This window comes from Terrabacter sp. P2_E3 (assembly GCF_056403915.1).
The window spans coordinates 76,370-95,177 of sequence record NZ_JBFUEN010000017.1 but is presented as its reverse complement, the minus strand read 5'-3'; the positions used below and the strand labels follow the sequence as shown (position 1 = coordinate 95,177).

Annotated in this window: 18 protein-coding genes; 2 read left to right on the top strand and 16 right to left on the bottom strand. The window is 72.4% G+C overall.

What is annotated here, in order from left to right:
* Positions 1 to 193, bottom strand: a 193-nt coding sequence (locus AC1DW8_RS19625; protein WP_478095576.1) for a hypothetical protein, incomplete at its 3' end; no start/stop codon positions are given.
* A 240-nt stretch (positions 194 to 433) separates the two neighbouring features.
* On the opposite strand from AC1DW8_RS19625, the gene AC1DW8_RS19620 reads away from it, so the two are divergent.
* Positions 434 to 1,006, top strand: coding sequence for a pyridoxamine 5'-phosphate oxidase family protein (locus AC1DW8_RS19620; RefSeq protein ID WP_056770772.1), 573 nt, complete (start codon positions 434 to 436; stop codon positions 1,004 to 1,006).
* A 107-nt stretch (positions 1,007 to 1,113) separates the two neighbouring features.
* Here AC1DW8_RS19620 and AC1DW8_RS19615 read toward each other — a convergent pair whose 3' ends face one another.
* From AC1DW8_RS19615 to AC1DW8_RS19570, 10 genes are all read right to left on the bottom strand, one after another.
* A complete protein-coding gene (locus AC1DW8_RS19615) occupies positions 1,114 to 2,160 on the bottom strand; it encodes an NAD(P)-dependent alcohol dehydrogenase (protein ID WP_056770774.1) in 1,047 nt (348 codons plus the stop codon).
* 103 nt (positions 2,161 to 2,263) lie between these two features.
* A complete protein-coding gene (locus AC1DW8_RS19610) occupies positions 2,264 to 3,058 on the bottom strand; it encodes a ParA family protein (RefSeq protein WP_056770777.1) in 795 nt (264 codons plus the stop codon).
* Positions 3,059 to 3,071: 13 nt separating this feature from the next.
* A complete protein-coding gene (locus tag AC1DW8_RS19605; protein ID WP_478095575.1) occupies positions 3,072 to 3,797 on the bottom strand; it encodes an FkbM family methyltransferase in 726 nt (241 codons plus the stop codon).
* 241 nt (positions 3,798 to 4,038) lie between these two features.
* Positions 4,039 to 4,740: a maleylpyruvate isomerase N-terminal domain-containing protein gene (locus AC1DW8_RS19600; RefSeq protein ID WP_478095574.1), complete on the bottom strand. Its 702-nt coding sequence runs from the start codon at positions 4,738 to 4,740 to the stop codon at positions 4,039 to 4,041.
* Positions 4,733 to 5,617: a RecB family exonuclease gene (locus AC1DW8_RS19595; RefSeq protein WP_235508477.1), complete on the bottom strand. Its 885-nt coding sequence runs from the start codon at positions 5,615 to 5,617 to the stop codon at positions 4,733 to 4,735. The genes AC1DW8_RS19600 and AC1DW8_RS19595 overlap by 8 nt, the downstream gene beginning before the upstream one ends.
* A 55-nt stretch (positions 5,618 to 5,672) precedes the next feature.
* Complete coding sequence (locus AC1DW8_RS19590) at positions 5,673 to 6,611, bottom strand: NAD(P)H-dependent flavin oxidoreductase (protein ID WP_478095573.1); 939 nt, start codon at positions 6,609 to 6,611, stop codon at positions 5,673 to 5,675.
* Positions 6,608 to 8,383 (bottom strand): class I adenylate-forming enzyme family protein, encoded by a 1,776-nt coding sequence (locus tag AC1DW8_RS19585; protein ID WP_478095572.1) that lies wholly within the window; start codon positions 8,381 to 8,383, stop codon positions 6,608 to 6,610. The genes AC1DW8_RS19590 and AC1DW8_RS19585 overlap by 4 nt, the downstream gene beginning before the upstream one ends.
* A gap of 115 nt (positions 8,384 to 8,498) precedes the next feature.
* Positions 8,499 to 9,503, bottom strand: coding sequence for a winged helix-turn-helix transcriptional regulator (locus tag AC1DW8_RS19580; RefSeq protein WP_478095571.1), 1,005 nt, complete (start codon positions 9,501 to 9,503; stop codon positions 8,499 to 8,501).
* Positions 9,487 to 11,004, bottom strand: coding sequence for a carotenoid oxygenase family protein (locus tag AC1DW8_RS19575; RefSeq protein ID WP_478095570.1), 1,518 nt, complete (start codon positions 11,002 to 11,004; stop codon positions 9,487 to 9,489). Before AC1DW8_RS19575 ends, AC1DW8_RS19580 begins: the two co-directional genes overlap by 17 nt.
* A 49-nt stretch (positions 11,005 to 11,053) precedes the next feature.
* Positions 11,054 to 12,304, bottom strand: a complete 1,251-nt coding sequence (locus tag AC1DW8_RS19570) for an acetyl-CoA acetyltransferase (protein ID WP_478095569.1) — start codon at positions 12,302 to 12,304, stop codon at positions 11,054 to 11,056.
* 170 nt (positions 12,305 to 12,474) lie between these two features.
* Between AC1DW8_RS19570 and AC1DW8_RS19565 the strand changes: the two genes are divergently transcribed.
* Complete coding sequence (locus AC1DW8_RS19565; protein WP_478095568.1) at positions 12,475 to 13,704, top strand: acetyl-CoA C-acyltransferase; 1,230 nt, start codon at positions 12,475 to 12,477, stop codon at positions 13,702 to 13,704.
* 20 nt (positions 13,705 to 13,724) lie between these two features.
* On the opposite strand, the gene AC1DW8_RS19560 is transcribed toward AC1DW8_RS19565, so the two are convergent.
* The 5 genes from AC1DW8_RS19560 to AC1DW8_RS19540 form a co-directional block, all read right to left on the bottom strand.
* Positions 13,725 to 14,339: a MarC family protein gene (locus tag AC1DW8_RS19560; RefSeq protein ID WP_056821943.1), complete on the bottom strand. Its 615-nt coding sequence runs from the start codon at positions 14,337 to 14,339 to the stop codon at positions 13,725 to 13,727.
* On the bottom strand, positions 14,336 to 15,226 hold the full coding sequence (locus tag AC1DW8_RS19555; RefSeq protein ID WP_478095567.1) for a PHP domain-containing protein: 891 nt from the start codon (positions 15,224 to 15,226) through the stop codon (positions 14,336 to 14,338). The genes AC1DW8_RS19560 and AC1DW8_RS19555 overlap by 4 nt, the downstream gene beginning before the upstream one ends.
* A gap of 164 nt (positions 15,227 to 15,390) precedes the next feature.
* On the bottom strand, positions 15,391 to 16,326 hold the full coding sequence (locus AC1DW8_RS19550; protein WP_056770811.1) for a type IV toxin-antitoxin system AbiEi family antitoxin domain-containing protein: 936 nt from the start codon (positions 16,324 to 16,326) through the stop codon (positions 15,391 to 15,393).
* Positions 16,327 to 16,514: 188 nt separating this feature from the next.
* Positions 16,515 to 17,144 carry a MaoC family dehydratase gene (locus AC1DW8_RS19545; protein WP_478095577.1) on the bottom strand — a complete coding sequence of 210 codons (630 nt, stop codon included), beginning with the start codon at positions 17,142 to 17,144 and terminating at the stop codon, positions 16,515 to 16,517.
* Positions 17,145 to 17,173: 29 nt separating this feature from the next.
* On the bottom strand, positions 17,174 to 18,718 hold the full coding sequence (locus AC1DW8_RS19540; protein WP_235508478.1) for a threonine/serine exporter family protein: 1,545 nt from the start codon (positions 18,716 to 18,718) through the stop codon (positions 17,174 to 17,176).
* Positions 18,719 to 18,808: the final 90 nt, after the last annotated feature.

Here is an 18,808-nt window from a genome sequence, read left to right as displayed (position 1 = left end):
CCGCAGCCGCAACCGCCGTCGCACCCGTGGCGCCGGCGCTGCAGCCGCCGGTGCCGCAGGCGAGGCCGGTGGCTCCGAGTCGTCGGCTCCTGCCGGCAACGGCCCCGACGGTGGGTCCGACGCCGCCGAGGGTGGGTCGCGTCCGCCGCGCCGTCGCCGTCGTGGCGGTGCCGGCCGCGGTGGTGCGGGTCACGGCGAGTCCGCGCCCGCGACAGCCGCTGCCGAGTGACGGCGCGACGTCGAGCCACATCGGCTGACGTCGCATCCAGCACGTGAGAGGCCCGGGCCGACACCACACGGTGTCCGCCCGGGCCTTCGCACACCCATGTGGCCGCCCGCACACCCGGTCGGGTCCACGCTGCGGTCAGCCCGGGTCGGCGTCGTGACGGGCTCCTACGCTGGGGCGAGACGCCGGCACCGAGGAGGCCCACCCATGAAGCTGCACGATCGGATCGACGAGCGCCTGCGCGCCTTCATCGAGGCGCAGCACCTCTTCTTCGTCGCGACGGCGCCGCTCGCGTCCGACGGGCACGTCAACCTCTCCCCCAAGGGCCTCGACGGCACCTTCGCGGTGCTCGGCGAGCACGAGGTCGCCTATCTCGACCTCACGGGCAGCGGCTCCGAGACCGTGGCCCACCTGCGCGAGAACGGTCGCATCACCGTCATGTTCTGCGCGTTCGAGGGGCCGCCGAACATCGTGCGGCTGCACGGGACCGGTCGCTACGTGGCGCTCGGTCACAGCGAGTTCGACTCGTACCGTGGACTCTTCGCCGAACACCCCGGTGCCCGGGGAGTCGTCGTCATCGACGTCGAACGCGTCTCAGACTCGTGCGGCTATGCCGTGCCGTTCATGAGCCACGAGAGCGACCGGGACCTACTGACCCGGTGGGCGGGCAACCGGGGTGACGAGGGCCTGGCGACCTACCGTGCGACGAAGAACGCCACCTCCATCGACGGCCTCCCCGCCCTCGACCCGACGGCCACACCATCAGCCGCAGCCGACTGACGTCGCCACCCACGCCTCGAGGGGCAGGTGACTCCGGGAACGCGGACGGCCGGGCCCTCGTGGGACCCGGCCGTACGGCCTACGCCCTCGGTGGGGCGACGGTTGGATCAGGCGTTGATCGTCGCGGTGTCGATGACGAAGCGGTAGCGCACGTCGCCGGCCACGACGCGGTCGTAGGCCGCGTCGACCTCGTCGGCCGAGATCGTCTCGACCGACGCGCCGATGCCGTGCTCGGCGCAGAAGGCCAGCATCTCGGCGGTCGCGGGGATTCCGCCGATGTTCGAGCCGGCCACGACGCGGCTGCCTCCGACGACGGCACCGGGCGCGAAGTCGTAGTTGCCCGTGGGCAGCCCGACGTTGGCGATGACACCGAGCGGGCGCAGCAGGCCGATGTAGGTCTGCATCGGCAGGTCGGCGCTCACCGTGTTGATGATGATGTCGAAGGTCCCCTTGAGGCCCTTGAGGACACCCTCGTCGCCGGTCGCGAAGTAGTGCGTCGCGCCGAGCGCCTCGCCGTCGCCCTTCTTGGCGTCGGTGCGGCTGAGCACGCTGACCTCGGCGCCCATGGCAGCGGCGAGCTTGACGGCCATGTGGCCCAGGCCGCCGAGCCCGATGACGGCGACCTTCTTGCCGGGGCCGGCGCCCCAGCGCTTCAGCGGGGACCACACGGTGATCCCGGCGCAGAGCAGCGGGGCGGCGACGTCGAGCTCGATGCCGTCGGGGATGCCGACGGCGAAGCGCTCGGAGACGACGACCTGCTGGGCGTAGCCACCCTTGGTCGGCTCGCCGTCGTAGCCCTTGCCGTTGTAGGTCATGACCGCGCCCTTGGAGCAGAACTGCTCCTCGCCGTCCTTGCAGAACTCGCACTCGCCGCACGAGTCGACCATGCAGCCGACACCGACGCGGTCGCCGACCTGGTACTTCGTGACACCGTCACCGACGGCGGACACGACACCGGCGATCTCGTGGCCGGGGACCATGGGGAAGATCGCGCTGCCCCACTCCTCGCGGACCTGGTGGATGTCGCTGTGGCAGATGCCGGCGAACTTGATGTCGATGAGGACGTCGTCGTCTCGCAGGTCGCGGTGCTCGACGGTCCGGGCCTCGAAGGCGGCTCCGGCGCTCGGTGCGACCAGTGCGGGGGTGGAAATCAAGGGGATTCTCCTTCGTGGTGGGTGGCGACGCTCTCAGGTGCAGCGCGCCCTCACCACGATTCATTCCCCGTCGGCGGGTCCGGTCGAACGTCTGGGACCTTGCTCACAGCCTCGCGAGCAGCGAGGCGGCGACCTCGCGGTAGGCCTGCGCGCCCTTCGACGTGCGGGCCGTCGTGAGGATCGAGCGGCCGACGGCGGGCGCCTCCGCGAAGCGCACGGTCTTGGGGATCGGTGGCTCGAGGACGGGCAGGTCGTAGCGCTCCCCCACGTCGGCGAGCACCTCGCGCGCGTGGTTGCTGCGACCGTCGAAGAGGGTCGGCAGGATGCCCCACACCTCCAGGTCGCGGTTGAGGATCTTCTGCACGTCGGCGACGGTGTCGAGCAGCTGTCCGACGCCGCGGTGGCTGAGCATCTCGCAGGGCATCGGGATGATGAGGGCGTCGGCGGCCGTCAGCGCGTTGAGCGTCAGCACCCCGAGGCTCGGCGAGCAGTCGAGCAGCACGACGTCGTATGCCGTGTCGGCGCCTTCGAGGGCCGAGCGCAGGACGTACTCGCGACCGGGTCGCGGCAGCAGCATGGCCTCGGCGCCCGCGAGGTCGATCGCCGATGGCACGAGGTCGATGCCCTCCTCGCACGTGACGACGACGTCACCGAGCTCGGCGGAGCCGGTGAGGACGTCGTGGATCGACCGCTCGACGGTGTCGGGGTCGACGCCCAGCGAGAAGGTGAGGCAGGCCTGCGGGTCGAGGTCGACGAGGAGGACGCGCTGCCCGAGCTCGGCGAGCGCGGCGCCGATGCTCGCGACCGACGTCGTCTTGGCGACGCCGCCCTTCTGGTTGGCCAGGGCCACGACGGTCGGTGCCCTCTTCACGTCGCTGCTGCGGCTGCGGGTCCCCATGCCCGACAGTGTGTCAGGCGCGGGGGCCCGGGATGAACAGGACGTCCGTCGTGCTCCGCAGGTCGCGGACGTCCACCTCGTCGCCGTTCACCAGCGTGGTCCCGTAGCCGAGCGCTTTCAGCGCGTCGAAGGCTGCAAGCTCCTGGGGCCACTCCGGGTGCCCGGCACCCCAACCGACCTCGCAGAGGATGACCGGCAGTGGTGACCACAGCGCGATGGACGGCAACATCCCTGCGAGCACGCGGTACTCCGCACCTTCGACGTCGATCTTGACGAGGTCGGGCACGTCCGTGATCGCGAGACCGTCGAACCGGGCGACCTCGATGTCGACGGGGATCATCGCCTTGCCGTGTGCCTTCTTCTCGACCATGGTGTTCCAGCCGAGGTTGCCATCGCTCGAGACGAAGATCTCCAGGTGCGAGTCGGCGTCGCTCAGGCCGATGCGGTGGACCGTCGCATCGCAGGGCAGCTCGCCCGCCGTCCGGGCACAGAGCTCGGCCAGGTTGGGCACGGGCTCGAACAGGTGAGCGCGACCCGAGAAGCCGGTTCGCTCGACCAGCACCTTCGTGAAGAAGCCGACATTGGCTCCGACGTCGAAGAGGACGCCGTCGGTCGGTAGGTACGGCGCCACGGCGTCGGCCAGGGTCTCATAGGCTGCGCGTCGCTTCTCGAAGAACGCGTTGGCCCCGTCCAGGTCGACGGTCTGTGCCGTGACGGCGCCCGCTGCACCAGGTTTCACCTCTGCCGGCGGGACCGACGCCGAGGGTGCAGGACGTGCCGGCGGCCCGGGCGAGGCGGTGCGTGACCGCACCAGTCGCGACGTCCAGGCCCGGGTGGCCCTCAGGACCCCCGGCAGCCCTCCACGTGCATAGGCCCTGCGGATCGACGACAGGTCTGGCATGGCACGACAGTAACCACCTACGGGGGTCGGTGGCACTGACGCCGACATTGCCGGGTCGGGTCTCCGGCCTGCGACGAGGTCAGAAGGCCGAGATCGTTCGCGGGGCGCGCTCGGCACGTGACAGAGCGGACACCAGGGCGCCCTGCCCGTGCCGGCGCGCGGCCAGTCGGGTCAGCAGGGCCATGACGGGCGCGAGCACCTCGTCGGACAGCGTCGGGGCGGTGAAGCCGACGCTCGCGGCGACGTCCTCACCGTGGACGACGATTTCCATCATCCGGCCGGTGAGGAGGTCGTCGCGGCGCAGCGCCCAGCCCGTCCACGGGATGAGGACGGCTCGGTCGGCGTGCTGGCCGGCGAGCACGTCGGGGAGCTCGGCCCGCGCTGCGACGACCCGCCCGAGGACGGCGTCGCGGCCGGCATCGGCCTGCTCGTCGCTCCCGGACCGGATGGAGACGTTGACGTCGTCGTCGAGGCCGCCTGACACCCATGCCGACCGCGCGTAGTGCTCGTCGAGCAGGATGGCGTCGGTCACGGGATCGGCGCGCAGCAGGGTCAGGGCCGTGACGGGCTGGCTCGCGAGGTGGGCCACGAGGCCGCCGACGCTCCACTCGGGCAGCGCGCTCGCCTGGTGCCAGGCGGCGGCGACGTCGTCCCGGGACAGGATGGCGATGACGTGGTCGGTGGCCGCGAGGAACGCCGGCCGCAGGTCGCGCTCGGGTGCGGACCGGGTGGTGGGCTCAGTGGTGGGCTCAGTGGTGGGCTCAGTGGTGGGCTCAGGCATCGTCGCGCTCCGGTGGGGTCGTCTCGTAGCCGGCGGGCTCGAGGCCGGCCCAGTCGGACTTCTCGGGGCCCATCTGCTGGCCCTCGGGGCAGTGCGCTCGGAAGTCGCACCACGAGCAGATCGCGGAGGTGCGGGGCGCGAACCTCGTCGACTCGACGCCGAGCTCCTTGAACTCGGCGTCGGCCCGGCGCAGGTCGGAGGCGATCGACTCGGCCTCGGCGATCTTGCGCGCGAGGGACTCGTCGGTGTGCTCGTGCGCGGCGATCGTGCCGGAGGGCACGTGGTGCAGCTCGACCCGGTGGCACGGCCGGCGGAACATCCGGGAGGCTGCGACGGCATACAACGCGAGGGGCAGCGAGGTGCGCGCGTCGTCGTCGGTGGGGACCTGGCGGCCCGTCTTGTAGTCGACGACGACGAGCTCCCCCGCGCGGTCGTCGAGCCGGTCGATGCGGCCCGTGATGGCGACCTCGTCGGTCTTGAGCGAGACGCTGCGCTCGATGCCGACGGGCTGGTTGTCACGGTCGCTGGAGCGGAGGTACTCGGTGACGGCGTCGCGGACCCGCAGCCGCCATCCGGCGGACTGCTGGGGGTCACGGAAGCCCACGTCGATCCACGACGAGCGGACTAGCTCGGCGACGCCGGCCGGCGTCCGCTGGCCCACCGGGAGGTCCCAGAAGTCGCGGAGCGCGTTGTGGGTCGCGATGCCGACCGAGGTGTGGGCGCGCTGCGGACGGGCCTGTGGGCGGGGTCGGTCGAGGTACTGCATGCGGTAGCGCCTCGGGCAGTCGAGCCACGCGAGCAGCCGCGACGGCGAGCCGGAGTAGAGCGGCGTGGGCATGCCCGCAAAGGTCGTCTGCTCAGCCGGTCCCGTCGTCACGCCGACACCCTACGACCCGCCCGCGACATCCACCCGACGACATCCCCAGCCCCGGTCAGTGGCGGCGGAAGGCGACGCGGTCGAGGCGTGCCGCGGCGGCCCGGAACTCGCGCTCGAGCTCGTCGACGACGTCGGCGACCGGGAGCACCGACCGGATGCTCTGGAGCCCCTGCCCGGCGGCCCACAGCTGCGACCACTTCTTCGCCGGTGACTCGGCCGCGTCGTAGCTGCGGACCCCGTCGTGCACGAGGTGGTCGGGGTCGAGCCCGTGGGCCCGCAGGCTCGGCCGCAGCCAGGACGCATCGGCTCCCGTGATGCCGTCGCTGACGACGAGGTCGTCGGGGCCGTGCGCGACGACCATCTGCTTGTAGTCGTCGGCGGCCCGGCTCTCCGTCGTCGCGAGGAAGCGGGTGCCCATGTAGACGAGGTCGGCACCCGCGGCCACGGCGCCGGCGACGCCGGCACCGTCCGCGATGCCCCCGCCCACGGTGACGAGACCGTCGAAGAGGTCGCGCACGGCGGAGACGAAGGCAAAGGGCGACAGGTGCCCGGTGTGTCCCCCGGCCCCGGCGCTGATGCAGGCGAGGCCGTCGACGCCCGCCGCGATCGCCTTGCGGGCGAGGACGAGGTCGATGACGTCGGCCACGACGAGCCCGCCGTACGCCTTGACCGTGTCGATGACCGGACGCGGCGAGCCGAGCGCAGTGATGACGACGGGCGGTCGGTGCGCCGCGACGAGGGCGAGGTCGTCGGCCAGGCGCGTGTTGCTCCGGTGCGTGACGAGGTTGACCGACCACGGTGCCTCACCCGAGCCCGAGGCGATCGCTCCGAGCCACTCGTCGAGCTGCTCAGGCGTGCGGCAGTTCTGCGTCGGGAAAGCGCCGAGGATGCCCGCCCGGGCCGCCGCGACGACGAGCTCGGGCCCCGAGACGAGGAACATCGGCGCCGCCACGACGGGGAGCCGCAGCGCCGCGAGCAGCTCCTGCGGCGTCACCCGCTCGCCCCCGGCGTCCCGGCTCCGCCACCGTCGGGGAGGTCGCGGACCGCGGGCGCGTCAGGTTGCCGCAGGAGCCGCTTGAGCACCTTGCCGACGGGGTTGCGGGGGAGCTCGTCGCGCACCTCGAGCCGCTCGGGCAGCTTGAACGAGGCGATGCTCCGCTCACGCAGCCACCCGACGAGCTCGTCGAGCGTGAGGCTCGTGCCCGGGCGCAGCACGACGACGGCCGCGACACGCTCGCCGAGCCGCTCGTCCGGGTCGCCGATGACGGCGACGTCGGCGACGGCCGGGTGGTCGGCGATGAGTCCCTCGAGCTCGGCCGGGGCGATGTTCATGCCGCCGCGGATCACCTGGTCGCGGGCCCGGTCGAGGTAGCGGAGGAACTGTCCGTGGTCCCCCGCGATCTCGAAGAGGTCCCCGGTGCGCAGGTAGCCGCGGTCGTCGAAGGGGCTCTGCAGCTCCTCGCCGTGGAGGTATCCGGCGAAGACGCTCGGCCCGCTGATGTGCAGCTCACCCGGGTGGCCGGGCTCGGTGACGTCCTCGCCCGTGACGATGTCGACGAGCCGGGTGTCGGTCCACTCCCCGGCCCGGGTCGACCACGTGACCCCCGGCGCGCCGAACCGCGGGAAGAACTGCGCGCGGTCGTCGGGGTCGGGGAAGTCAACAGGACTCGACAGCAGGCCGATCCCCTCGTTGGACCCGAAGAAGTTGATGACGCTGATGCCGTGCCGCTCCTGCCAGCCGCGCACCATCGCGGGCTGCAGCGGCGCCGAGCCGGAGCCGATGCGGGTCAGGCTGCTGACGTCGACGGTCGCCATCAGCGCCTCGTTGCCGAGCAGCATCCACAGCAGCGCGGGAGGCGCGCACGTGTAGGTGGCGCGCTCGACGGCGACCTGACCGAGGAACGTCGGCAGGTCGAAGGGGTGGTGCTGCACGAGGACGCAGCCCGTGAGCAGCCACGGCAGGAACATCCCGCTGATGCCGGCCATGTTGATCATCGGGAAGGGGTTGAGCAGCACGTCGTCGACCGTCACCTGCGGCGCCTCGGTGGTCGCGACCCCGACGGCGAGCCAGTCCATGTGACAGCGCGGGACGCCCTTGGGCGCGCTCTCGGTGCCCGACGTCCAGCAGATCGTCACGGCGTCGTTGGCCTCGTTGGGGTCGGCGGCGGCGCGTGCCTCGACCGCCTCGCGATCAGCGTCCGTGCCCGGGCCCGGGTGCCAGACGCGGACGCCGATGGGCACGTCGGCCGTCTCCTCCTCGGGGCCGTAGGCGATGACGGCCCGCACCGACTCCACCCCACCGAGCGCAGTCGCCGCGTTCACGGCCAGGGCCCGGTCACCGAACCGGGCACTGCCGAGGTATGCCGTCACGCCGGCCCTCGCGCACATGGCGGCCACCTCGCGCTCGCGCAGCTGCACGGGCAACGGCGACACGACGACGCCGAGGCGCCAGGCGGCGAGGTAGACCTCGACGAGCTCGACCGAGTTGGCGAGCTGGACCGCGACCACGTCACCTCGGACGAGCCCGAGCGACATCAGCCGCGCGGCGAGGGCCGTGACCTCGTCGTCGAGCTCGCGCCACGTCAGCCGTCGCGGCGCCGAGCCGAGCAGCGCCTCGCGGTTGGCGGGGTCGACGACGGCGAGGGCGTCCCCGCGGGCGCGCACCCGCTCGGCGAAGAGCCCGTCGAGGGTGTCCTCGCCCCACCAGCCCCTGGCCCGGTAGTCGGCGACCTTCTCCGGCGCGTGCAGTCCCCGTGCGTTCGCCATGGCTCGGCGCTCCTTCGTGGTTCGGCGTGAGGTGGTCACTGCGAGCTGTACGTGTACGTGTGCCTGAGCTGCGTTGCTGCTGCGGGTCTTTCGTCTCGGCAGTGGCTGCCCGCCTCTAGCGGTCGGACCGGCGGTGCGCGCGTGGCACGACCTCGATGTCGCTGCCGTGGAGGTCGGCCGAGCACTGGTCACAGGCGAGCGCGACGGCGAGCGGAGCCCCGCACGGCACGTGCTGCTGCACGAGCGCGGGACCCTCCTCGGCGGCATACCAGTGGTGCGCCCAGTCGATGGCCACGGCGACGACCGGGTAGAAGGCGTGGCCCTTGTCGGTGAGGTGGTACTCGGCGCGGCCGTCGGCACCGCCCGTCCGGCGCCCCCTGGCCTCGAGCACGCCGATGTCGCAGAAGGCGCGGAGCCGCTCGGCGACGAGGCTCGGCGGCGCGCCGAGGGCCTCCTCGAAGTCACCGAAGCGCGTCAGCCCCCGGAGGGAGGCGCCGATGAGGGCGGAGGACCACCGGTTGCCGAAGATCGCCATCGTCTCGGGAAAGAGTCCCGCGGGGGACCGGTCCACGCGGGGGTCTGAGCGCCGCCGCGTCGTCGACTCCGGGACGGACCGCTCCCACGAGCCGCTCGGCCCCCACTCGGCGTGGACGTCGCCGGAGCGCACGACCTCGCGGCAGCCGGTGCACGTCAGGACCGGTGCGAAGTTCTGGCCGCAGAGCGCGTGGCGCATCGCCGGGAGCGTCGCGGCGTGCCGCGGCACCCATCGCCGCTCCCAGTCCCAGATCGCGATGGTGACCGGCCACAGCCCACGGCCGCGCTGGGTGAGGACGTACTCGGCCCGGACGGGGCGCTCCTGGTAGACGACACGGCGCAGCAGGCCCTCGCGCTCCATCGTCGCGAGGCGGGAGGTGAGGACCGCGTTGGAGATGGCGACCTCGTCGAGGAACTGGCCGTAGCGGGTCGTGCCGCGCAGCGCCCGCTGGAGGATGAGGAGGGTCCACTCGTCGCCGAGCAGCCCGAGCATGCGTCCGATGGCGTTCGTCGACCCGGGATCGAGCCGGGTGGGCACCGTGCCGGGGTCGACGTCGTCGACCACCGGCTCAGAGACCGATCGCATCCGCTGCCGTGTCCGCCGTGCTCCACCGTCGCAGCTCGGCACCCGGGGCCCAGGTCGAGTGGGTGCCACTCGAGATCCGCTCGGGCAGCCGGAGCTTGCAGACCGGCCCGTCGGAGACCCGGGCGGCGTCGAACACGACGCAGTAGGAGGCGTCGTCGTTCATGTCGGTCGTCAGGGTCACGAGGTAGCCGTCGTCCTCGCCGGCGCTCCCGACGCGCGGCGCCATCGCGGTCTCGCTGCCGAAGACGTTGTCCCCGAAGGAGTATCGCTCCTCCGTGCCCGAGTGGAGGTCGTGCTTGACGAGGCCGTCGAAGAGGAACCAGGCGGGCTTGCCGGTCGCGGCGTAGGCATACCGGTACTTCCCACCGGCGTACGAGCCGTTCATCATGCCGAACTCGGTGATGCTGTCGGAGAGCGGCGACTCGGTGACGAGGCCGGTGCGGAGGTTGAGCCGCCAGCGGTGCAGGCGTGCCTGCATGCGGTCGAGGGCGAGGAAGCGGAAGGCCCGCTCCCACCGGTTGCCCATGCCGTTGTCCTGCGGCTCGGGGTCGCCCTGGAAGAAGCCGTCTAGGACGATCTCGTCGCCGTCCTCGTACGCGTTGACGAAGTGCAGGACGTACGTCGGGTCGGCCTCGAACCACCGGATGTCGCTCGTCTTCCCGCGCCGCGGGATGACGGCGAAGCGGCTCGGCATGTCACGGTGGAAGCGCGCGACGTGTGCGCCCTTGGCGAGGGCCTCCGGCTCCCAGAAGAGCGGGAAGTCGTTGAGCACGACGTAGTTCTCGGTGAAGGCCATGTCGTGCGGCAGCCGCGGCCCGGGCAGCGGGACGTCGACGTAGTGGACGAGGTCGTCCGCCTCGTCGACGACGCCGTAGTGCATGTACGGCGCCTCCTTGCTGTAGTTGAAGAAGAGGAGCTCGCCGGTGCGGTCGTCGACCTTCGGGTGCGCTGAGACGCCCCAGTCGAAGGGAAAGCGGCCGTTCCACGTCGCCTTGCCGAGGGTCTCGGCCGACGTCGGGTCGACGCGGTAGAGGTCGCCGCACTGGTAGAAGCTCGTGAGGGCCGTGCCGCGGTGGACGATGACGTCGGTCGACGACGCGTCCTTCATCTGGCGGCGGGCGCCCCAGCCGTCCTGACGGAGCGAGAGGTAGGGCGGTTCGGCCAGACCGGCCCACAGCGACTGTCCTGCCTCCTGCTCGGCGAGGAAGCCGTCAGTGCGCACGAACCGGTTGCGGTAGAAGGCTTTTCCGTCACGGAAGCCGACGACGTGGACCATCCCGTCGCCGTCGAACGGGTGGTAGTGCTTGAGCGAGGGGTGGACGGGGTTCTCCGTGTTGCGGAGGTAGACCCCGTCGAGGTCGATGGGCACCTCACCCTCGACGACGTCGAGGTCGTCCGCCCTCCACTCGGTCGTCTGCGGCTGCCACGGGCCCGTGCGGTAGGGATGGTCGTCGTCCGCGGGCAGGGTCGACAGCATCCGACCGACGATGTCGACATCCATCCGGGTCTCCTTGGCTCTCAGTGGTTTCCGTGGTTCGGGGAGTTCGCGTTCAGTCGGCGACGGCGCCGACGACGAGGCTGACGGTGGTGGCGGTGCTGCCACCGAAGTTGAGCGTGCCGAAGGTGCGGGCACCTTCGACCTGGTAGTCGCCGGCAGTCCCGCTGACCTGCTTGGCCGCGTCGACGAGCATGCGGATGCCGCTGGCCCCCACCGGGTGGCCGCCGCCGATGAGCCCACCGCTCGGGTTGATGGGCAGGCGACCACCCAGGGCGATCGAGCCGTCCTCGACGGCCTTCCACGACTCCCCCGGACCGGTGAGCCCGATGTGGTCGATGGCGAGGTACTCGGTCGGGGTGAAGCAGTCGTGCACCTCGAAGCCGTCGAGGTCCTCGAGGGTGACGTGGGCCCGGTCGAACGCGTCGGTCACAGCCCGGCGCACGTGCGGCAGGACGTAGAGCTCGTCGCGGTCACGGTCGAGCTTCTGCCGGAGCCCGAGGCCGACGGTGCGGTGGCCCCATCCCTGGATGCGCGCGACGGGTCGTCGCCCCGGATGGTCGCGCAGCCACGCGTCGGAGACGAGGACCACCCCGGCGGCGCCGTCGGTGACCTGGCTGCAGTCGTAGCGGCGGATCCGGCCCTCGACGACGGGGTTTCGCGTGTCGTCGGTGGCGTCGGGGCCGATGAGGTCCGGGACGTCCCAGCCGCGGGTCTGAGCGTTGGGGTTGCGTCGGGCGTTCGCGAGGTTGAGAGCCGCGATGGCGCGCAGGTGGGCCTCGTCGAGGCCGTGCCGCCGGTCGTACTCGTCGGCGATGGCGCTGAAGACGTGGGGCCACATGAAGCGAGCGCCCTCACCGTCGTGCCCCACCCAGGCGGCCGCGCCGAGGTGCGTGGCCGCCTCGTCGCCGGGCACGGTCTTCTCGAGCTCGACGCCGAGCACGAGGGCACAGTCGTAGTGCCCTGCCCGGAGGTCGGCCATGGCGGCGAGCAGCGCCACCCCGCCCGACGCGCACGCGGCCTCGTGCCCGGCGGCCGGAACACCCCACAGGTCGGGCCGGACCGTCGCGGGCATGGCCCCGAGGTGGCCCTGACCGGTGAAGAGCTGGCCGAAGGCGTTGCCGACGTGGATGACCTCGACCTCGGCCGCGCCGGAGCGGCTCGCCTCGAGGGTGCGGTCGACGATCTCGCCCACGAGGTCGGAGACGTCTCGCCCCTCACGGGTCAGGTGGCGCGCGAAGTCCGTCTGCGAGCCACCGAGCACCCAGACCCCCGTCGGGGAGGTGCTCGAGCTGCCGCCCGTCATGTCCGCCTCCGCTCCCGACGCCGTCGTCGGTGCCCAACCTTGCCCTTCTCCGGGCACGGTACTACAACTAGCAGAGTGACTCGCCGGGTGCGACGCGGCCGTTCCGGGTCCGGGCCGGGCGACCAGGAGCGGCAGGTCTCGTGAGCTCGGCAGGACCGAACGGAGGACGCATGGACGACGACGACGACGCGTACGTCCTCGATGTCGTCCGCACCCCGCGCGGGCGCGCGTCCGCGCGCGGGTCGCTGCACGGCCTCACCGCCGTCGACCTCGTCGTGCACCTCCAACGGGCCCTCGTCGAACGCACCGGGATCGACCCGGAGCGCGTCGACGACGTGACGCTGGGCTGCGCGACCCAGGTCGACGAGCAGGGCGCCGACCTCGCCCGCACGGCCACCCTCGTCGCGGGCTGGGGCACCTCCGTGCCGGGTGTCACGCTCAACCGCTTCTGCGCGTCCGGCATCGACGCTGTCGGCCAGACTGCGGCCCGGGTCCGCGCCGGCGACCTCTCGCTCGCCGTTGCCGGGGGCGTCGAGAGCGTGTCGCGCGTGCCGATGTTCGCCGACCGCGGCGCGCTGTATGCCGACCCCACCCTCGTGCGCCGTCTCGGCTCGGTCCACATGGGCATCGCTGCAGACCTCAACGCGACGCTCGAGGGCTTCACCCGCGAGCAGCTCGACGCGTATGCCCTCGAGACGCAGGCCAAGGCGACCCGGGCACGCGTGATGGGTGCCTTCGCCCGGTCGCTCGTCCCGGTACCGGCCGACGACCGCGGCCCCGGCCTCGACCACGACGAGCTCGTCCGGCCCGGCACGACCGCCGAGTCGCTCGCGGCGCTGCCGCCTGCCTTCGCGGAGCTGGGGTCGGACGGCCAGGACGACATCGCGCTCGCGGCGGCGCACGGCATACGCCCCCTCGACCGGATCGAGCACCTGCACACGGTGGGCACCTCCCCCGCCGTCGCGGACGCGGCAGCGCTGCTGCTCGTCGGTTCGGCGCGGGCCGCCCGGGCCTCAGGCCTCGCGCCGCGGGCGCGGATCGCCTCGGCCGCGTCGACGGCGGTGGACCCCGTCGTCATGCTCACCGCCGGGCAGTCGGCCGTCGAGCAGGTGCTCGCGAGGGCCGGCCTGTCTCCCAGCGACATCGACGTCTTCGAGTTCGCCGAGGCCTTCTCGGCGCTGTGCCTCCGCTTCCGCCGCGACCTCGACGCCGGGCCGGACCGGATGAACCCGGACGGCGGCACCATGGCGATGGGTCACGCCTTCGGGGCGACGGGCGCGATCCTCGTCGGCCAGTGCGTCGAGGCGCTCGAGCGCCGGGGCGGGCGCTGGGGCGTCGCGGCCGTCAGCGGTGCCGCCGGCCTCGGCACGGCCGTGCTCGTCGAGCGCGTCGACGGTTGAGCGGCCCGGCGCTTCGGCCGTCAGCCCTCGCCGTTGACGAACGCCCGCACCGAGTCGGCGACCATCTGCACGGCGATCGCCGACAGCAGCAGCCCGGCGATGCGGGTGAGCAGCATCGTGCCGCTCTCACGCAGCAGTCGGCGCACCTGCCCGGCGAAGCGGAGCACGAGGTAGACGACGAGCATCGCCCCGACGAGGGCGGAGCCGACGGCGACGTACGCCCCGGTCGTGTCCGAGCCCTGCACCGCGAGCATCGTCGCGACGATGGCGCCCGGACCCGCGAGGAGCGGCGTCCCGAGCGGCACGAGGGCCACGTTGACGCCGGCGTCGGCGAGCGAGTCGGACTCCTTGCCGGTCAGCAGCTCGAGCGCGACGAGGAGCAGGAGCAGGCCGCCGGCCCCCTGGAGCGCGGCGATCGAGATGTGGAGGTAGTCGAGGATGCTCTTGCCGAAGAGCGCGAACATCCCGATGACGAAGACGGCGACGAGCGAGGCACGCCGCGCCGCGACGTGGCGCTGCACCTTCGTCAGTGACCCGGTCAGGGCGAGGAAGACCGGCACCGCGCCGGGTGGGTCGAGGATGACGACCAGGGTGATGAAGGTGCTGAGGAAGACGGTCGTGTCGAGGACGCTCACGGCCTGACGACCTCCGTGGCCCCGCTCGAGGCCGCCTCGATCGCGTCGAGCACCTCGAGGGACGTCGTGTTCTCGGCGAGACGGTTGCGCTTGCCCTCGCCGTGGTAGTCGCTCGAGCCCGTGAGGAGCAGCCCGAGCCGGTCGGCGAGCGCCGTCGCCCGGGCGACCTCCTCGGGACCGTGGTCGCGGTGGTGCGCCTCGAGCCCCACGAGCCCGGCCTCGCGCATCCGCGCGACGAGGGCGTCGTCGAGGTCGCCCGACCGGGTCCGCGTGAAAGGGTGCGCGATGACCGGCACCCCGCCCGCTGCGCGCACGAGCTCGACCGCCCGTACCGGGTCGGGCGCGTAGTGGCCGACGTAGTAGGGCGAGTCGTCGCCGAGCCACGAGCGGAACGCCTCGTCGCGGTGGCGGATCGTGCCGTTGGCGATGAGGGCGTCGGCGATGTGGGGGCGTCCCGGGGTGGCGCCGGGGCCGACCTGCGCGAGCACCTCGTCGTAGCCCAGGGGTATGCCGTCCGCCGCCATGAGCGCGACCATCCGCTCGAGACGCGTCGAGCGGGAGTCGCGGGCGCGGGCGAGCTCGTCCCGGAGCGGCTGGTCGTCGGCGTCGGGGAGGTAACCGAGCAGGTGGATCGAGGAGTGGCGCCAGGCGCACGAGATCTCGATGCCGCGCACGAGCGTCACACCGTGGACGCGGGCGGCGTCGGCGGCCTCGGCCCAGCCGCCGACCGTGTCGTGGTCGGTGATGGCGAGGACGTCGACGCCGGCCGTGGCTGCAGCGGCGACGAGCTCGGTCGGCGTCTCCGTGCCGTCGCTGACCGCCGAGTGGGCATGCAGGTCGATGACCGGTCGTGGGTGCCCTGCACTGTCGGTCCCGGTCGGAGTCACGCCCCCAAGCGTAGGGGCGCGCCGTGCCCACCCTGCCGTGCCCACCCCCGCCGCCCCTCCCCGCAACACACCGTGCAGGTCACAACCCACCGGGATCGGATCACGGTGGGTGGTGACTTGCACGGTGTGTTGCACCAGTCAGCAGGGTCAGGCCGGGCGTGGGGCTAGGGGGCGACGAGCGCACTGGCGGAGCGCACCCGGGCACCGATGAGCCCCGGGCGGGCCAGCTCGCTCCAGATGACGCGCTCGACGGGGTGGCCCAGCCGCCGGATCGCGTCCTCACGTCGCTTCTCGAGCCAGACGACCTCCTCCGGCCCGGCCGAGCCGTCCTCGGCGTCACGCTGGCGCGCGTACTTCACCTGCCCGTCGAACTCGAGGACAACTCCGTCCACGACCAGGTCGACACGCGCGATGAAATGGCCACCGGAGTCACGCAGGACCACTTGGCTCTCGGGGGTGAAACCGAGGCGACGCAGCGCCAGACGAGTTCGGGACTCGCCCACGGACTCGCTCCTGCCGTCCATGAGCAACACGGCCTCCAGGGCCCGCCGGCGCCCTTGGTGCGGGGAGATGAGCGCCACCTCGGTGACCAGATCCGCCTCGGTGACCAGACCTCGACGCAGAGCCGCATCCCCCGCCACGACGGCACAGTCCTGGCCCATCGTCAGGGCCGTCCGAACGAGTGCCCGCGCAGGCGAGACACTCGGAGTGTCCGCGACCGGAGCTAGGACGACGCCGTCGTCCGGATGGAGCCACACCGCCCCGCGGCGCACGCCCTGGACCGTGTCGGTCACCAGGTCGATTCGTGCTGCGTCGTGTCCCCAGAGCGGCAGCCCGAGCACGGCGAGGGCCGCGTGGTGGCTCAACGCGTCACCCGGTCTGGACCTCGCTACCGCGAGACACCCGAGCCGGTAGCGCTCGTCGGGCGACGCGTGCTGCCAGACGGTCGCCTGGACGTAGGCGCCTCGCCGCACCCGAACCAGCTCGCGCGCACGGAGTGCCCGGTGCAGGCAGGCATTGGTGACCCCTGCGGCCAGGGCCTCGTGGGCGGCGAACATCCCGCCTTGGCGGCCGGCCAGAGCCTCGAGTCGTGTGTCCATGGGAGCAGGCTCTGGGGCATACGGCCAGGTTCTCGTAGTCGCGACGGCACCTGTGGACAGAGGGGTCGTCGGCGCGCCGGCTGTGGACGGCCACAACACACCGAGTAGGTCACAACCCACCGGGATCGGATCGCGGTGAGTTGTGACCTACTCGGTGTGTTGCGGGAGAGGGCTGGTCGCGCCGTTCGTCAGGACTCGGTGGGTGCCTCGGAGGTGGCGTCGCGGCCCGGCCAGTTCTTGTCGGGCACGGGGACCGGTCGGCCGGGCTGCTCGCCGCCGCGGGCCTCGAGGTAGTTCTCCTTGGGCACCATGACCTTGCGCCGGAAGATGCACACGACGGTGCCGTCCTGCTTGTAGCCGATCGTCTCGACGTGGACGACGCCGCGGTCGTCCTTCGAGGTCGACTCCCACTTGTCGAGGACCGTCGTCTCGCCGTAGATCGTGTCGCCGTGGAAGGTCGGCGCGACGTGCCGCAGCGACTCGATCTCGAGGTTGGCGATGGCCTTGCCCGACACGTCCGGCACCGACATGCCGAGGAGCAGCGAGTAGACGTAGTTCCCGACGACGACGTTCTGCCCGAACTGCGTCGACCCCGCGGCGTAGTGGGTGTCGAGGTGGAGCGGGTGGTGGTTCATCGTCAGCAGGCAGAAGAGGTGGTCGTCGTACTCCGTGACCGTCTTGCCGGGCCAGTGCCGGTAGACCGCACCGACCTCGAACTCCTCGTAGCTGCGTCCGAACTGCATTCCCGCTCCTCGTCGAAGGTGGTCACCCGGCCCCGCTGGGACGAGCGGCTCCCAGCCTGCCGGAGCGGGCGGCATACGCCCATGGTCGTATGCCGTGTGCTTGCTCACGCCTGCGCGTCGGCGTCGCTCGTGGCAGCGAGGTCGCTCGTCTCGGAGAGCACCGGCGCGGTGCTGCCGGACGCGTCGGGGTCGGGGTCGGCGGGGAGGGTCGCGCCGGCGGCGGGACGCGGCCGCACGCCCTGGCTCTTGGCGACGAGCAGGCTCGCGAAGTAGGTGCCGAGCGAGACGCCCGCGGCGAGCCCGAGGCCGAGCCCGAAGGCCAGCAGGAGCGTCGGCACGCCGACCGCGAACCCGTTGCCGTCGGGGTTCGTGACGATCTGCGAGATGCCCTCGTAGGCCATCCGGCCCGGCAGCAGCGGCACGATCGCGGCCGTCGTGACGGCGAGCGCAGAGATGGTCAGGTGCCGGGCGACGAGCCGGGCCGCGAAGCCGATGACGAGCGCGGCCGTCGCCGACGCGCTCACAGCGCCGAGCTGCAGCAGCCGCTCCCCCAGCGCGAGGACGGCCCAGCCGAGGCCGCCCGCGACCCCGGCCACGGCGACCGCACGGCCGCTGGCGTAGGACATGACGGCGAACGAGACCGCGATGATGACGGCGCAGACGACCTGCACGACGACGTCGTCGCTGAGCAGGGTCTGCGAGCTGATCGCGATCGGGTAGTCGAGCCGGTTGCCGAGGGAGAGCACGACGGAGATGCCGACCGCGATGCCGAGCGAGAGCACGATCACCTCGAAAGCCCGCGCGCCGGCCGTGACGTAATAGCCCTCGAGGGCATCCTCGGCGGCGCCGACGACCGACAGTCCCGAGAGCAGCAGCACGATGCCGGACGCGACGACGAGCGAGGGTGACACGTCGCCGACGAAGGTCATCCCGGCCGACTGGGCCGCGACGACGAGGGTCGCCACCGCGGTCGGGATGGCCGCGCCGACGCACTGCGCGAAGAAGGCCGCGACGCCTGCGCCGGTGAGCCAGCTGAGGACCCGCCCGACGACGGTCGCGGTGAGGAAGCTGAGCAGGATGATGAACGGCCCTGCGCCCACGAGGCCGGCGGCACCCGCCGCGAGCGCGCCCCCGGCGACGGTGACGAGCCAGCGGCGGTAGGGGTGTGGGGCCGTGATGACCGAGTCGAAGCGCACCCGGGCCTCGTCGACGGGCACCGGGTCCTGTGAGAGGTCGACGATGAGCCCGCGGAGGCGCTCGAGCCGCGTGTAGTCCTGCACGCGGAACCGCACGATGCGCATCACGGTGATCGGGTCGGCGTTCGGGCCGCGGTGGTAGGAGACGGTGACCGACGTGTAGGTGACGTCGACGTGGACCGAGCTGAGGCCGTACGCCTTGGTCAGGGTGAGCACGGTCGCCGTGACGTCCGCGGCGGCCGCCCCGGTGGCGATCATCGCGACGCCGGCGCGCATGGCGAGGTCGATGACGGCCTGGGCGGTCACCGAGTCGACCCCGTCCGGCGTCGTCCAGATGGGGATCTCGTCGGTCGGCGGCCCGCTCGGTCTCATGGCCCGCCGGGTGCTCGCCCTCAGCGAGGGCAGGCTCCGGTGGGCGGTGGTCGGCCGGGCGGGTCGGTCGGTGCGGGCCACCCCCAGACCGTATGCCACCGCCCTGGACCCGCAGGTACCCCACCGGGGTGCCCGGCGGGAGCGGGACGGGCCGTACGCGGGCGCGGTGAA